The sequence below is a fragment of the uncultured Pseudokineococcus sp. genome, from assembly GCF_947499845.1.
GTDB lineage: Bacteria > Actinomycetota > Actinomycetes > Actinomycetales > Quadrisphaeraceae > Pseudokineococcus.
Genome location: NZ_CANMPM010000009.1, coordinates 1 through 14,891, shown reverse-complemented (window position 1 = coordinate 14,891; position 14,891 = coordinate 1). Strand labels below are relative to the sequence as shown.

General features: G+C 78.8%; 10 protein-coding genes. 3 read left to right on the top strand and 7 right to left on the bottom strand.

Annotated elements, in window-relative coordinates; all coding sequences use genetic code 11:
• Positions 1–20: 20 nt before the first annotated feature.
• Positions 21–1,034, bottom strand: a complete 1,014-nt coding sequence (locus tag Q0789_RS09920) for an NAD(P)-dependent oxidoreductase (RefSeq protein ID WP_298804685.1) — start codon at positions 1,032–1,034, stop codon at positions 21–23.
• A 274-nt stretch (positions 1,035–1,308) separates the two neighbouring features.
• Here Q0789_RS09920 and Q0789_RS09915 point away from each other — a divergent pair, with 274 nt between their 5' ends.
• The gene (locus Q0789_RS09915) at positions 1,309–2,505 is read left to right on the top strand and encodes a PQQ-dependent sugar dehydrogenase (RefSeq protein WP_298804683.1); all 1,197 of its coding nucleotides are present in this window, start codon (positions 1,309–1,311) and stop codon (positions 2,503–2,505) included.
• 230 nt (positions 2,506–2,735) lie between these two features.
• On the opposite strand, the gene Q0789_RS09910 is transcribed toward Q0789_RS09915, so the two are convergent.
• The 6 genes from Q0789_RS09910 to ligA all read right to left on the bottom strand — a co-directional run bounded on the left by Q0789_RS09910 (position 2,736) and on the right by ligA (position 12,740).
• Complete coding sequence (locus Q0789_RS09910) at positions 2,736–5,456, bottom strand: ATP-dependent helicase C-terminal domain-containing protein (protein WP_298804681.1); 2,721 nt, start codon at positions 5,454–5,456, stop codon at positions 2,736–2,738.
• Positions 5,457–5,513: 57 nt separating this feature from the next.
• On the bottom strand, positions 5,514–6,749 hold the full coding sequence (locus Q0789_RS09905) for a GNAT family N-acetyltransferase (protein WP_298804679.1): 1,236 nt from the start codon (positions 6,747–6,749) through the stop codon (positions 5,514–5,516).
• 126 nt (positions 6,750–6,875) lie between these two features.
• Complete coding sequence (gatB, locus tag Q0789_RS09900; RefSeq protein ID WP_298804677.1) at positions 6,876–8,414, bottom strand: Asp-tRNA(Asn)/Glu-tRNA(Gln) amidotransferase subunit GatB; 1,539 nt, start codon at positions 8,412–8,414, stop codon at positions 6,876–6,878.
• Complete coding sequence (gene gatA / locus Q0789_RS09895) at positions 8,411–10,000, bottom strand: Asp-tRNA(Asn)/Glu-tRNA(Gln) amidotransferase subunit GatA (protein ID WP_298804675.1); 1,590 nt, start codon at positions 9,998–10,000, stop codon at positions 8,411–8,413. The genes gatB and gatA overlap by 4 nt, the downstream gene beginning before the upstream one ends.
• Positions 10,000–10,296: an Asp-tRNA(Asn)/Glu-tRNA(Gln) amidotransferase subunit GatC gene (gatC, locus tag Q0789_RS09890; protein ID WP_298804673.1), complete on the bottom strand. Its 297-nt coding sequence runs from the start codon at positions 10,294–10,296 to the stop codon at positions 10,000–10,002. Before gatC ends, gatA begins: the two co-directional genes overlap by 1 nt.
• A 65-nt stretch (positions 10,297–10,361) precedes the next feature.
• Positions 10,362–12,740 carry an NAD-dependent DNA ligase LigA gene (ligA, locus tag Q0789_RS09885; protein ID WP_366917705.1) on the bottom strand — a complete coding sequence of 793 codons (2,379 nt, stop codon included), beginning with the start codon at positions 12,738–12,740 and terminating at the stop codon, positions 10,362–10,364.
• Between the two features lie 220 nt (positions 12,741–12,960).
• Between ligA and Q0789_RS09880 the strand changes: the two genes are divergently transcribed.
• Positions 12,961–13,878 carry a TIGR01777 family oxidoreductase gene (locus tag Q0789_RS09880; RefSeq protein WP_298804669.1) on the top strand — a complete coding sequence of 306 codons (918 nt, stop codon included), beginning with the start codon at positions 12,961–12,963 and terminating at the stop codon, positions 13,876–13,878.
• Between the two features lie 144 nt (positions 13,879–14,022).
• Positions 14,023–14,832: a GNAT family N-acetyltransferase gene (locus tag Q0789_RS09875; RefSeq protein WP_298804667.1), complete on the top strand. Its 810-nt coding sequence runs from the start codon at positions 14,023–14,025 to the stop codon at positions 14,830–14,832.
• The last annotated feature ends 59 nt before the right edge of the window (positions 14,833–14,891 follow it).

Here is a 14,891-nt window from a genome sequence, read left to right as displayed (position 1 = left end):
CAGGCCCCGCCGCGCAGCCGTCAGGCCCCGCGGACGACGTTCTCGAGCGGCTCCCCCGCGGCGAGCGCCGCCAGCTGGCGGCGCAGCAGCGCGACGACGCGCGGGCGCATGGCGTCGGTCGCGCCGCCGACGTGGGGCGTGACGATAGCGCCGGGCAGCCGCCACAGCGGGTGCTCGGGCGGCAGCGGCTCGGGGTCGGTGACGTCGAGCGCCGCCCGCAGGCGGCCGGCGGCCACCTCGGCGACGAGGGCGTCGGTGTCGACGACGGGCCCGCGCGCGACGTTGACGACGACGGCGCCGTCGGGCAGCGCGGCCAGCACCCCGGCGTCCACGAGGCCGCGCGTCCCGTCGGTCAGGGGGACGGCGAGGACGAGGGCGTCCGCCCGCGGCAGCAGCGCGTCCAGCTCGTCGACGCCGTGGACGGGCCCGAGGTCGTCGGTGCGGGCGCGGGTGGCGACGCGGACGACGTCCACCTCGAACGGCCGGAGGCGGCGCACGACGGCGTCGCCGATGCCGCCCGCCCCGAGGACGACGACGGTGCGCCCGGCGAGCCCCGGGCGCAGGCCCTCGGGACCCCGCCAGCGGCCCTCCTGGGCGTCGCGGACGGCGTCGTCGAGCCGCCGGACGCTCGCGAGCAGCAGCGCGAGCGCGATCTCGCCCGTCCCGGCGTCGTGGGCGCCCGCGGCCGAGGCGAGCGCGACGCCGTCGGGCACGTGCGCCGCGACGGCGTCGACCCCGGTCGTCTGGGTCTGCACGACCCGCAGCGCGGGCAGGTCGCGCAGGGAGCCGAGCGCCGCCGGGCGGCCCTGGTAGGGCAGGACGACGAGGGACAGCCGCTCGACCTGCTCGGCGGCCAGCGCGTGCGCCGGCGGCTGCTCGAGGTCCCACACGACCGCCTCGACGCCCGGGCCGTCGGGCATGTCAGTGCCGTCGGAGCCGGCGCCGTCCGGCGTGCCGGCCTCCCCGACGAGGGGGACGCCGACCTCGCGGGCGAGCGCGGCCTCGGGCAGGGACACGAGCGGTCGACCGGCCATGCGGCCATCGTGGTGGGACCTCGTCCCGGCGGCGCGGTGGCGGCTCCTCGCCGGCGGGAGGGGAAGGTTCGGGGAGGGGACGGTTCGGGGAGGGGACGGTTCGGGGAGGGGACGGTTCGGGGAGGGGACGGTGCCGGGAGTGACGCTGCCCCGCCGACCGCCCGCGGACCCGGCTCGGACGCCGGCCGGGGATCACGCGGGCGCACCCGGTCGTTCTCCCCCCATGGCCGCCTCCCTCCGTGCCGGACGCCCGATCGCCAGCTCCCGCCGAGCCGTGCGCGCCTCGCGCGCGGCCGTCGCCGCCGTCGCGGCGCTGGGCCTCGCGGCCTGCGGCGGCGAGGACCCGGGCGCCTCCCCCGCGCCGACGGGCGAGGTGCCCGCGTCGACGGCGGGCTCCTCGCCGACGACCCCCTCGCCGTCAGCCGTCGCCGACGCGCCGACGACGACCCCGACCCCCACCGCCCCGAGCGCGAGCGGGACGCCCGCCGGACCCGCCGAGGTGGTCGCCGAGGGCCTGCCGCTCCCCTGGTCGGTCGTCGCCCTCCCGGACGGCTCGTCGCTGCTGAGCCTGCGCGACGAGGCCCGGGTGGTGCGGCTCACCGCGGACGGCCAGGTGTCCGACGTGCCGACGACGAGCCCCGACGAGACCTTCGGCGGCGCCCTGCCGCGCGGCGAGGGCGGCCTCCTGGGGCTCGCGCTGTCGCCGTCCTTCGTCGAGGACGGGCTCGTCTACGCCTACGTCACGCGGGCCGACGACAACGCCGTCGTGCGCGCCGTCCTGTCCGGTGACGGGCTCGGCGAGCCGGAGACGGTGCTCGCGGGCATCCCCCGCGCGCAGGTCCACAACGGCGGCCGCCTCGCCTTCGGGCCCGACGGCCTGCTCTACGTGACGACGGGCGACGCGCGGCAGCCCGAGCTGGCCCAGGACGCGGCGTCGCTCGCCGGCAAGGTCCTGCGCGTCACGCCGGACGGCGCGCCGGCCCCGGGCAACCCCACGGAGGGCTCCCCGGTCTGGACGCTGGGCCACCGCAACGTCCAGGGGCTGGGCTGGGACGCGCAGGACCGCCTGTACGCCAGCGAGTTCGGCCAGGACACCTGGGACGAGCTCAACCTCCTGGAGCCCGGGCGCAACTACGGCTGGCCGGAGGTCGAGGGCCCCGGCGGGCAGGACGCCGCCGACGCCGGCTTCACCGACCCCCTCGTCTGGTGGCGCCCGTCGGAGGCCTCCCCCAGCGGCCTGGCGGTGACCGACGACGCCGTGTGGGTGAGCGCCCTGCGCGGGCAGCGGCTCTGGCGGGTGCCCGTGGCGACGTCGTCGGAGGGCGGTCCGGTCGGGCAGCCCGAGCCGTACCTCGTCGGCGAGCACGGGCGCCTGCGCGACGTCGCCGTGGCCCCGGGCGGCGGCGCGCTGCGGGTGCTGACGAACGACGGCGACGGCGAGGACCAGCTGCTGCGGCTGCCGCTCGGCTGAGCCGGACGTCGTCGCCCCGGCCCTCGTCGTGAAGGTGACGCCTCCTTCACCTCGGGAAGCCCTCTCGACGGGAAGGTGACGCCTCCTTCACCCCCTGGGCCCTTCCCCACGCGAAGGTGACGCCTCCTTCACCTCAGAAGCCTCTCCCCACGCGAAGGTGACGCCTCCTTCACCCCTGGGAACGCTCCCCACGCGAAGGTGACGCCCCCTTCACCGCCGGAGGCCCGGGCTCATCGAGCGAGCGGGTCCTCGGGCCAGGCGTGCTTGGGGTAGCGCCCGCGCATCTCGGCGCGGACCTGCGCGTAGGGGCCGCGCCAGAAGGACGCGAGGTCGCCCGTCACCGCGAGGGGGCGGCCCGCCGGGGAGAGCAGGTGGACGACGACGGCGGTGCGCCCGTCCGCCACGCGGGGCGCGTCCTGCCAGCCGAGGACGTCCTGCAGCCGGACGGCGAGGACGGGCGCGAGCGGGTCGGCGTAGTCCAGGCGCGCCGTCCGTCCGGACGGCAGGGCCAGCCGCTCGGGCGCCAGCTCGTCGAGGCGGGAGGCCTGCGGCCACGGCAGCAGCCGCCTCAGGGCGGTCGCGACGTCGGTGCGCGCGAGGTCGGAGCGACGCCGTGCCGCGGCGAGCTCGGGGCCCAGCCACCCCGCGGCGCCCGCGACGAGCGCCTCGGGCGAGACGTCGGGCCACGGCTCCCCGAGGGCGGCCCCCAGCGCGGCGAGGCGCAGCCGCAGGCGCTCCGCGGCGTCCGAGGGGGCGAGGAGGGCGAGGCCCGCCCGCCCGAGCCCGTCGAGCAGGGCGGCCTGCAGCGCCTCCGGCGGCGGGTCGGTGAGGGGCGCCTCGGCGAGGACGACGGCGCCCAGCCGCTCGACGCGGCGGGCCCGGACGTCGCCACCCGCGCCCCCGACCCAGGCGACCTCCTCCTCCGTCTCCAGCAGCGGCGCCGCGGCGAGGCGGGCGGCGTCCTCGGAGACCGGCGCGGCGAGGCGGACCACGGCGTCGGCCGACCCGAGGGGCCGGTCGAGACGCGCGACGGCCAGCCAGCCGTCCGGCGCCGGGCCGTCCCCGCGACCCGTCGGCGCGCCCGAGCGCGACCAGGACGACCCCGACCAGGCCGACCCGGGGACGAGCCGCGCGCCCGTGCCGCCGACGAGGAGCAGCTCGTCGCGCTCGCCGCCGTCGGCCCCGCGTCGACGGCGCCCCACCCGCTCCGGGTGCGCCAGGGCGACGACGAGGCCGGCCACCGCCTCGTCGTCGCCGGCGAGCCCACCTGCACCGCTCCCCGGGCCGGCGGTCGTCGGCCGACGGTCCGCGGCGGAGCGGAGCGACCCCCGCAGCCGCTCGACCTCCCGCCGCCAGGCCGCCGAGCGCGCGGCGTCGTCCCCGCGCCGCAGCGCGCGCCACGCCGCGACGAGGTCGTCGCCCGCCCCAGTGCCGCCCCCAGGGCCGTCCTCGGACAGCAGCGCCACGACCTCCGCCGCCGCGCGCGACCCGACGGCCCGGGCGCCCAGCAGCAGCGCCCGGCCGAGCCGCGGGTCCAGCCCCGTGCCCGCCACCTCACGCCCCAGCGGCGTGGCGCGGCCCGCGGCGTCGAGGAGCCCGCGGTCGCCGAGGGCCCGCTCGGCCGCGGCGACGGCGCCCGCGGGCAGCGGGTCGGGCAGCGCCAGCCCCTCCCCGCGGGGGCTGCCCCAGCAGGCGAGGGCCAGTAGGGCGCCGGCGAGGTCCGCCGTCGCCACCTCCGGCTCCGGGCGCGGCGGCAGGCGGGCGTCGTCCGCGGCCGACCAGCAGCGGACGACCACGCCCGGCCCCTCCCGGGCCGCGCGGCCGGCGCGCTGCTCGGCCGAGGCGCGCGAGACCCGCACGGTGTCCAGCCCCGCCAGGCCGCGGGCGTGGTCGGTCCGCGGCACCCGCGCGAGGCCGGCGTCCACGACGACGCGCACGCCGGGGACGGTGAGGCTCGACTCCGCGACGGCGCTGGCGACGACCACGCGCCGGCGCGGGCCCGGCCGCAGCGCTCGGTCCTGCTCCGCCCGCGGCGTGCGCCCGTGCAGCGCGAGGACGTCGACGTCGGGGCGCGCGGCCCGCAGCCGGGCCTGCACGCGAGCGATCTCGCGCGCGCCCGGGAGGACGACGAGCACGTCGCCGGGGTGGGCGTCGAGCGCCCGGGCCGTGGCCGCGGCGACGTGCTCGAGCAGCCGCGGGTCCACCCGCAGGCCCTGCGGCGGGTCGAGCCCGGGCGGCGGCGGGTCGTGCACCACCGCGAGCGGGTGCACGGGCGCCGTCGCGACGACGACGGGCACCGGCCCCGCGGCGCCGTCCGCGACCTCGGACGACGCCGACGGGTCGGGCGGCGAGGGGTCGGGCGCCGAGGGGTCGGGCGGCGGGGCCCCCGCGAGCGCGCGCCGCAGGGCCGCCTGGTCGAGGGTCGCGGACGCCGCCACGAGCCACAGGTCGGGGCGGAGCACCGCGCGGGCGTCGACGACGAGCGCCAGGGCGAGGTCGGCGTCCAGCGCCCGCTCGTGCACCTCGTCGAGCAGCACGGCGCCCGCGCCCGGGAGCTCGGGGTCGGCCTGGAGCCGGCGCAGGAGCAGCCCGGTCGTCACGACCTCCACGCGGGTGCGCGCGCTCGTGCGCCGCTCGCCGCGGACGGCGTACCCGACGGCGCCGCCCACCTCCTCGCCGAGGAGCGCCGCCATCCGCCCGGCGGCGGCGCGCACCGCGACGCGCCGCGGCTCGGTGACGACGACGCGGGCGGGGCCGCCGCGCTCCGCCAGGGCGTCGGCGAGCGCGAGCGGGGCCAGCGTCGTCTTGCCCGTTCCGGGCGGCGCGACGAGCAGCGCCCGGCCCGCGCCGCCCAGGGCGGCGAGGAGCTCGGGCAGAGCAGCCGCCGCGGGCAGGTCGACGCCGTCGCGGGAGAGGGCCGCGAGCGCGGTCGCGAGCAGCCCGCCGCTCATGCCGGGGGCGTCGGGCGACGTCGAGCGGGGCGCTCGCGCCCGGGTGGGGTGCGCACGTCAGAAGTAGTCGAGCACCTCGACGAGGTCGCCGCCGGCGAGCACGTCGAGCGCCCCGAGGGCGGCGTCCTCGTCGTCGCCGAGCACCTCGGCGCCCGCGGTGCGCACGGCGCCGAGCGCGGTGACCGACCCGGCGTAGAGGGCGGCCAGGCCGGAGGGGGTCAGGCGGACCACCGGCGCGGCGTCCGTGCGGACCGCACGGCCGCGGCCCCCGGAGACCGACAGCTCCCAGGTGCCGGAGTTCCACGGCGCGAGGTCGTCCTGCAGCTCGACGACCACCGACCCCGACAGCGGCTGCGGCCAGCCGCGCTGCACCATGGCCTGCTCGAGGTCCACCACCCGGTGCATGACAACCTTGCGGTCGACGACGCGGGCGAGCTCGACGGGCAGCGCGGTGGCGACGGCGTCCCCGCGCAGCAGGCGCAGGTGGAGGTTGCGGGCGACCGGCGCCCAGCCGGCCAGCACTCCCAGCAGCGTCCGCGCGGCCGCCGGGGTGTCGGCGACGACGTCGCGGACCGTGAAGACGGCCTCGCGGCCGTAGCCCCGGCCGCGGTGCCAGCTCGCGGCGGCGACGAGCCGGTCGCCGTCCTCGACGAGGGTCAGGCCGTCGACGCCCTCGGGCAGGCGGTCCGTCCCCGGCGCCGGGCGGACGAGCATGCCGCTGCGCGCGCGGGCCTCGCGCTCGTAGAGGGCGGCCACCGCGGGCAGGTCGGCGGCCCCGCCGGTGCGCGTGGTGAGGCCGGGCGCCGCCCCGCTGCGCGCCAGGGCGTGCGTGGGCACCTCGACGGTCGTCAGCGTGCCCGTGACCTCCCAGCCGGCGCGGCGGTAGAGCCCGGCGACGGTCGGGAAGAGCGCCGAGACGGCGGCGCCCCGCTCGCGGGCGCCCTCGAGGAGGGCGCGGAGCAGGGACGTCGCGACGCCCGCGCCGCGGGCCTCCGGCTGGACGGCGACGTCGGTGACGTCGGCGGCCACGACGCGCCGCCCGCCCCACCAGTGCTCGCGCGGCAGGAGCGTCACCGCGCCGAGGAGGTCGCCGTCGTCGCCCAGCGCGCCGTAGCGGACGGCGCCCTCGGGCTCCGTGCCGGGATCGGGCGGCGACGACAGGTCCTCGCCGAAGGACAGCGCGTGCAGGCGCCACTGCCGGGCGTGGTCCTCGGGCCCGAGCGGACGGACGACCGGGCCCGGCCGGGGGGCGCGGGGCTCGCTGGCGGACGGGGCGGCGGTCTCGGGAGGCACCCCGGAACGCTACCGGCGGCGACGCCCTCGCCCTGACGACCGAGCCCTGACGACCGAGCCCTGACGACCGAGGCCCGACGGCCGAGTCCCGACGGCCGGGCCCGGCCGCCGGGACCGCGCTCGGGCTCAGGCCTGCGGTGCGCCGACCCGCTCGAGCACGAGCTCGCGCACGCGCTTGGCGTCGGCCGCCCCGCGGGTGGCCTTCATGACGGCGCCCACGACGGCGCCGGCGGCCTGCACCTTCCCGCCGCGGATCTTCTCCGCGACGTCCGGGTTCGCCGCCAGCGCCTCGTCCACGGCCGTGACGAGCGCCGACTCGTCGGAGACGACCTCGAGGCCGCGGGCGGTGACGACCTCGGTGGGCGTCCCCTCCCCCGCGAGCACGCCCTCGAGCACCTCGCGCGCCATCCGGTCGGTGATGCGCCCCGACTCGACGAGCCTGGCGAGCTCGGCGACCTCGGCGGGGCCGACGGGCAGCGCCGTCACCTCCACCTCGCGGGCGTTGGCGGTGCGCGCCAGCTCCCCGCCCCACCACTTGCGGGCGGCGGCCGGGCTCGCGCCCTGCGCCACGGTCGCGGAGATGACGTCGAGGAGCCCGGCGTTGACGACGTCGCGCATCTCGAGGTCGCTGTAGCCCCACTCCGCCTGCAGGCGCGCGCGGCGGGCGACGGGCAGCTCGGGCAGGGACGCGCGGACCTCCTCGACCCAGGCGCGCGACGGCGTCAGGGGCACGAGGTCGGGCTCGGGGAAGTAGCGGTAGTCGTCGGCGTCGGACTTCACGCGCCCGGACGTCGTGATGCCCGTGTCCTCGTGCCAGTGCCGCGTCTCCTGCAGCACCGACCCGCCCGCGTCGAGGACCGCGGCCTGGCGCGACACCTCGTACCGCACGGCCCGCTCGACGGAGCGGAAGGAGTTGACGTTCTTCGTCTCCGTGCGCGTCCCGAGCGGCGCGTCGGGCGAGGGCCGCAGCGAGACGTTGACGTCGGCGCGCATCTGGCCCTGCTCCATGCGGGCCTCGGAGACGCCGAGCGCGCGCAGCAGGTCGCGCAGCGCGGCGACGTAGGCGCGGGCCACCTCGGGGGCGCGCGCCCCGGCGCCGGCGACGGGCCGCGTGACGATCTCCACGAGCGGGATGCCGGCGCGGTTGTAGTCGACGAGGGAGTGGTCGGCGCCGTGGATGCGGCCCGTGGCCCCGCCGACGTGCGTCGACTTGCCCGTGTCCTCCTCCAAGTGCGCCCGCTCGACCTCGACGCGCCACGGCGTGCCGTCCTCGAGGACGACGTCGAGGTGCCCGTCGGCCGCGAGGGGCTCGTCGTACTGCGACGTCTGGAAGTTCTTCGGCATGTCCGGGTAGAAGTAGTTCTTCCGGGCGAAGCGGCACATCTCCGCGATGCTGCAGTCGAGCGCCAGGCCGATGCGGATGCCGTGCTCGACCGCCGTGCGGTTGACCACGGGCAGCGCGCCCGGCAGGCCGAGCGACACCGGGGACACCTGGGTGTTGGGCTCGGCGCCGAAGGCCGTCGAGGAGCCGTCGAACATCTTCGTCGCGGTGCCGAGCTCGACGTGGACCTCGAGGCCGATGACGACGTCGTAGCGCGCCGTGGCGTCGTCGTAGGCGACGAGCGGCTCGCCGCCGGTGGCGGCCGGTGCGGTGGCGGTGCTCATGCGGTGGCGACCTCCGGTCGGGCGGGCACGGTGTCGAGGGCCGGGGCCGAGGCGAGCAGCGGCCCGCCCCAGCGGTCCTCGAGCAGCGCCTCGAGGGCGCCGCCGAGGCGGTAGAGGCGCTCGTCGGCGCGGGCCGGCGCCATGACCTGGAAGCCGACGGGCAGGCCGTCGGCGGCGAGTCCGCTCGGCAGCGACATGCCCGGCACGCCCGCGAGGTTGGCGGGGATGGTGGCGATGTCGGCGGCGTACATGGCGAGCGGGTCGTCGAGGCGGCTCCCCAGCGGGAACGCCGTCGTCGGCGCCGTCGGCGAGACGAGGACGTCGGCCTGCTCATGCGCCGCCGCGAAGTCGCGCTGGACGAGCGTGCGGACCTTCTGCGCCGAGCCGTAGTAGGCGTCGTAGTAGCCGGCCGACAGGGCGTACGTGCCGAGGATGATCCGGCGCTTGACCTCGGGGCCGAAGCCCGCGCCGCGCGTGGCGGCCATGACGCGCTCGGCCGTCACCGGGCCCTCGGACGGCTCCACCCGCAGGCCGAAGCGCATGCCGTCGAAGCGGGCCAGGTTGCTCGAGGCCTCGCTCGGCATGACGAGGTAGTAGGCGTCGAGGGCGTGGGCGAAGGTCGGGCAGGAGACCTCGACGACCTCGGCCCCGGCGTCCGCCAGCAGGTCCACCGCGGACCGGAAGCTGGCCATGACCTCGGCCGAGAAGCCCTCGCCGGTGAGCTCGCGCACGACGCCGACGCGCATGCCGCGCACGTCGCGCGAGCGGGCGGCCTCGGCGAGCGGGCCGACGGGGTCGGGCAGCGACGTCGCGTCGCGGGGGTCGTGGCCGCCCATGACCTCGTGCAGGAGCGCCGCGTCGAGCACGGACCGGGCGCAGGGTCCCGCCTGGTCGAGGCTCGAGGCCATGGCGATGAGCCCGTAGCGCGAGATCCCGCCGTAGGTGGGCTTCACGCCGACCGAGCCGGTGACGGCGGCGGGCTGGCGGATCGAGCCGCCGGTGTCGGTGCCCACGGCCAGGGGCGCCTCGAAGGCGGCGACCGCCGCGGCGCTGCCGCCGCCGGAGCCGCCCGGCGTCCGCGAGGTGTCCCAGGGGTTGCGCGTCGGCCCGTAGGCGGAGTGCTCGGTCGAGCTGCCCATGGCGAACTCGTCCATGTTCGTCTTGCCGAGCACCGGCATCCCCGCGACGCGAAGCCGCTCGACCAGCGTGGCGTCGTACGGCGGCACCCAACCCTCGAGGATCTTCGAGCCCGCCGTCGTGGGCGTGCCGCGCGTGACGACGACGTCCTTGACGGCGACGGGGACGCCGGCGAGGGCGTGCAGCTGCTCGCCGGCCGCGCGGCGGGCGTCGACGTCGCGGGCCGTCGCCAGCGCCTCCTCGCCGCTGACGTGGAGGTAGGCCGCGACGCCGCGTCCGTCGCCGGGCGCGCCGTCGACGGCGGCGATGCGGTCGAGGTGCGCGCGCACGACGTCCTCGCTCGTGACCTCGCCGGCGGTGAGGCGGCGGGCGAGGTCGGCGGCGCTCGCGCGGACGAGCTCGTCCGCGCCGTTCTGCGGGCCGCTGCTCCGGTCGGCCGAGGGGGCCATCAGTCCTCCTCGAGGATCTGGGGGACGAGGAAGCGGCCGTCCTGGGCCGCGGGCGCGCCGGCGAGGACGTCCTCCGCGGGCAGGGACGGCTCGACGACGTCCTCCCGGTAGACGTCGACGAGCGGCAGCGGGTGGCTCGTGGCGGGCACGTCGTCGGACACGACGGAGGACACGGAGGCGACCGCGGCGACGACGGCGTCGAGCTCGCCGGCCAGCCGCTCCAGCTCCGCGGGCTCGAGGTCGATGCGCGCGAGGGCCGCGAGGCGCGCCACGTCGTCGGGTGAGAGGGCGGGCATGCGCGTGAGTCTAGGAGCCGGGAGGCGGCCGGCCCGACCCGCCGAGCGGGAGGGGTGCCACCCCGTCAGGCTCCCTCGCGGGCGTCGTAGGCGTCGAGGACCGCCTGCCGGACGCGGCCCCGCGCGGCGACGTCGTGCCCGTTCTCCCGGGCCCAGGCCCGAACGTCGTCGAGGTCGGTCCTGCGCGGCCTCGTCGCGGGCGCCTCGACGGCGAGCCCGTCGTCCCCGGGCTCGTCGGCCGCGGGCTCGTCGGCCGCGGGGGCGGCCGCCGCCCCGCCCTCGTCCGCGGCCCCGCCGTCCGCCTCGCCCGCCGCCTCGACGTCGGCCTGGTCGGCGGGCGGCTCGGGCGCCGGCAGCGCGCCGGGCCCTTCCTCCAGCAGCAGGCGGAAGCCGTCCTCGTCGAGGATCCGCAGCCCCAGCTCGCGGGCCCGCACCTCCTTCTGGCCGGCGTTCTCGCCGACGACGACGAAGTCGGTCTTCTTGGACACCGAGCCGGAGGCCTTTCCGCCGCGGGCGAGGATCGCCTCCTTGGCGCCGTCGCGGCTGAAGCCCTCGAGCCCGCCGGTGACGACGACGGTGACGCCCTCGAGGTGGCGCGGCGCGGACGCGTCCTGCTCGTCCTCGAGCCGCACGCCGGCCTCGCGCCAGGCCTCGACGATGGCGCGGTGCCAGTCGACGGCCCACCAGGCGCCCACGGCCTCGGCGATGACGGGGCCGACGCCGTCGGCCGCGGCCAGCTCCTCGGCGCTGGCGCCGACGACGGCGTCCAGGCTGCCGAAGCGCGTGGCGAGCGAGCGCGCCGCGGTGGGGCCGACGTGGCGGATCGAGAGGGCGACGAGCACCCGCCACAGCGGCTTCTCGCGGGCGGCCGCGAGGTTGTCGAGCAGGCGCCGCCCGTTGGCCGACAGGTCGCCGTTGCTGTTGCGGAAGAGCGGGACCCGCAGCAGGTCGGCGTCGGTGAGGGCGAAGAGGCCGCCCTCGTCGGTGAGCACGCGGTCGCCGGCGTCGACCGGCGCGCCGTCGTCCTCGGGCCGCGCGTCGCGGCTCCCCCCGGCGTCGGGCACCCCGCCGAGCAGCGCTCCGGCGGCCTCCCAGCCGAGCGCCTCGACGTCCAGGGCGTTGCGGGAGGCGATGTGGAACAGGCGCTCCCGCAGCTGGGCCGGGCAGGTGCGCGCGTTCGGGCAGCGGATGTCCTTGTCGCCCTCGCGCTCGTGCCGCAGCGGGGTGCCGCAGGACGGGCAGTCGGTCGGCATCTGCCACTCCGGGCCGCGGGCGGCCGGGTCGGCGCCCTCGGCCAGCACCGGGCCGAGCACCTCGGGGATGACGTCGCCCGCCTTGCGGACGACGACGAGGTCGCCCGGCCGCACGCCCTTGCGCCGCACCTCGTCGGCGTTGTGGAGCGTGGCGAGCTCGACCGTCGAGCCCGCCACGAGGACGGGCTCCATGCGGGCGAAGGGGGTGACCCGGCCGGTGCGCCCGACGTTGACGGAGATCTCCAGCAGGCGGGTGGTGACCTCCTCGGGCGGGAACTTGTAGGCGATGGCCCAGCGCGGGGCGCGGCTCGTCGCGCCGAGGCGGCGCTGGATGGCCAGGTCGTCGACCTTGACCACCGCGCCGTCGATCTCGTGCTCGACGTCGTGGCGGCCCTCCCCCGTGCGGGCGACGAAGGCGCGCACGGCGTCGACGTCGTCGACGACCCGCACGTGGCTGCTGACGGGCAGGCCCAGGGCCGCGAGGCGCTCGTAGGCCTCGGACTGGCTCGCGACGTCGAAGCCCTCGCGGCGGCCGAGGCCGTGGACGAGCACGCGCAGGGGACGTCGGGCGGTGACCCGGGGGTCCTTCTGCCGCAAGGACCCCGCCGCGGCGTTGCGCGGGTTGGCGAAGGGCTGCTTGCCCGCCTCGACGAGGCCGGCGTTGAGCTCGGCGAAGGCCTCGACGGGGAAGAAGACCTCGCCGCGCACCTCGAGGAGCGCGGGCACGGGCGCCGAGGAGCCGTCGAGGCGGTGCGGGACGCCGTGCAGCGTGCGGACGTTGAGCGTGACGTCCTCCCCCGTGCGCCCGTCCCCGCGCGTGGCGGCCCGCACCAGGCGGCCCTCCTCGTAGACGAGGTCGACGGCGAGCCCGTCGATCTTCGGCTCGCAGAGCCAGCGCAGCCGCGCCCCCTCGCCGGCCTCGCGGACGACGCGCTCGACCCACTCGTCGAGCTCGTCCGCGGTGAAGACGTTGTCGAGGCTGAGCAGGCGCTCGAGGTGGTCGACGGGGGTGAACTCCGTCGAGAAGGTGCCGCCCACGCGCTGGGTCGGCGAGTCGGGCGCCGCCAGGTCGGGGTGCGCGTCCTCCATCTCCTGCAGGCGCCGCAGCAGGGCGTCGAAGGTGGCGTCGGGCACCTTCGGGGCGTCGCGCACGTAGTAGGCGAACTGGTGCGCCCGCACCTCGTCGGCCAGGGCGGCCCACGCGCGGCGGTCGTCCTCGGTGGCGGGGCTCGGCGGGGCGGGCGCGTCGCCCGCGGGGACGCCGTGCAGGTCGTCGGCGGGCTGCTCCGGCGGGGTCGCGCTCACGCCCGGCATCCTGCCCCAGCCCCCCGACACCCGGCCCCTCGGCGGCGCTCTCGAGGGCCGCCGCGGCCCGCGCCGCCCCGGTCCGGCGCGGCCCTACGGTGAGCCGGTGAAGGTCGTCATCGCCGGTGGCAGCGGCGCCCTCGGCCGGCGTCTGGGCGACGACCTCGCCGAGCGCGGCCACGACGTCGTCGTCCTCAGCCGCACCCCCGACCCGCGGGCCCGTCCCCGGCAGGTGGGCTGGGACGGCGCGACGCCGGGCCCGTGGGCCCGCGAGCTGCGGGGCGCCGCCGTCGTCAACCTCGCCGGCGCGCTCGTGGACCGGCGGCCGACCCCTGCGAACGTCGACCTCCTCACGACCTCGCGGGTCCGCCCCACCCGCGCGCTCGCGACCGCAGCGGCCGCGCTCGACGAGCCCGTGCCGGTGTGGGTGCAGGCCTCCACCGCCGCGATCCACGGCGACGCCGGCGACGCCGTCCTCACCGAGGACTCCCCCGTCGCCGACGGGCCGCCCCAGATGGCCGGGGTCGCCCGCGCCTGGGAGGCCGCCGCGACGGACCTGCCCGCGCGGCGCACCGTGGTGCTGCGGACGAGCGTCGTGCTCGACCGGGGCACCCCGGCCCTCGACCGGCTCCTCCTCCTGACCCGCTGGGGCCTGGGGGGCCGTGTCGGCTCGGGGCGGCAGTGGTTCTCGTGGATCCACGTCGAGGACTGGCTCGCCGTGGTCCGCACCGCGCTCGAGCAGCCGACGCTGTCCGGCGTCGTCCTGGCCACCGGCCCCGTCCCGGTCCGCAACGCCGAGCTCATGGCGACCCTGCGCGCCGTCGTGGGACGGCCGCCGGCACCGCCGACGCCCGCCCCCCTCCTCCGGGCCGGGGCGCTGCTGCTGCGGACCGACCCGGCGCTCGGGCTCACGGGCCGCCGCGTGGTGCCGGCGCGCCTGCAGGCCGCCGGCTTCGCCTTCGCCCACCCGACCCTGCGCCCCGCCCTGACCGACCTGCTCGGCGGCCGGTCCACCGCGTCCTGAGCGAGCGGTCCCGTGCACGCCGCGACCCCCTCCGAGACGGACGTCGCCGTCGGGGGGAGCGCCCGTGGTGGGAGCCGGTCCGACGGCGGCGCGGCTCCCGGAAGTCCCTTGCCCGGCCCGGCCCCGCCCGCGCAGGGTCCCGGCGTGGACCTCGCCCCCGCCGCCCTCCTCGCGCTCTACGACGACCAGCTGCGCACCGACGCCGAGACCCCCAGCGCCCGGGCGGTCACCCGCCTCGGCCCGCTGCGGCTGGTGACCTTCGACGGCGGCCGGGGGTTCGTCACCTACCGCGACCTCGCCGGCGCGGACGCCGCCACCGTGCGCGAGCTGGTGGCCGGGGCGCTCGAGCACTACCGCGCCGACCCCGTCGTCGAGCGGGTGGAGTGGAAGGCGCGGGGCCACGACGCCGCACCCGGTCTGCACGCGGCCCTGCGCGAGCACGGCTTCGTCCAGCAGCAGCAGGAGGTGGTGGTGATGGGCGACGCGCGGCTCCTGGCCGTCGACGTCCCGCTGCCGCCGCAGGTGGTCCTGCGCCGGGTCACCTCCGAGGACGACGTGCGGGCGATGAGCGCGATGCAGGACGAGGTCTTCGGCTACCCCGTCTCCCCGCGGTACGCCGACGCCCTCCTGCGGCGCCTGGCCACCGGGGACGGCACGGAGCTGTGGGTCGCCGAGGTCGACGGGCGCGTCATCGGCGCCGGGCGCCTCGAGCCGGTGGCGGGCAGCGACGTCGCCGGCCTGTGGGGCGGGGCCGTCCGCCCCGGGTGGCGCGGGCGCGGCGTCCACCGCGCGCTGACGGCGGCGCGGGCGCGCTCGGCGCTTCGCCTCGGCAGGCGGCTCCTGCACAGCGACTGCAGCCCCGCCTCCCGGCCCGTGCTCGAGCGGTCGGGGATGGTGCCCGTCACCACCACGACACCCCACGTCTGGCACCGCGGCGCGCCCTCCGGTGCGTGAGCCGACGACCACGTCCTCGGGCTGCTGACGCGGCGGGGCCGCCCGGTCCGCCCCCGGGA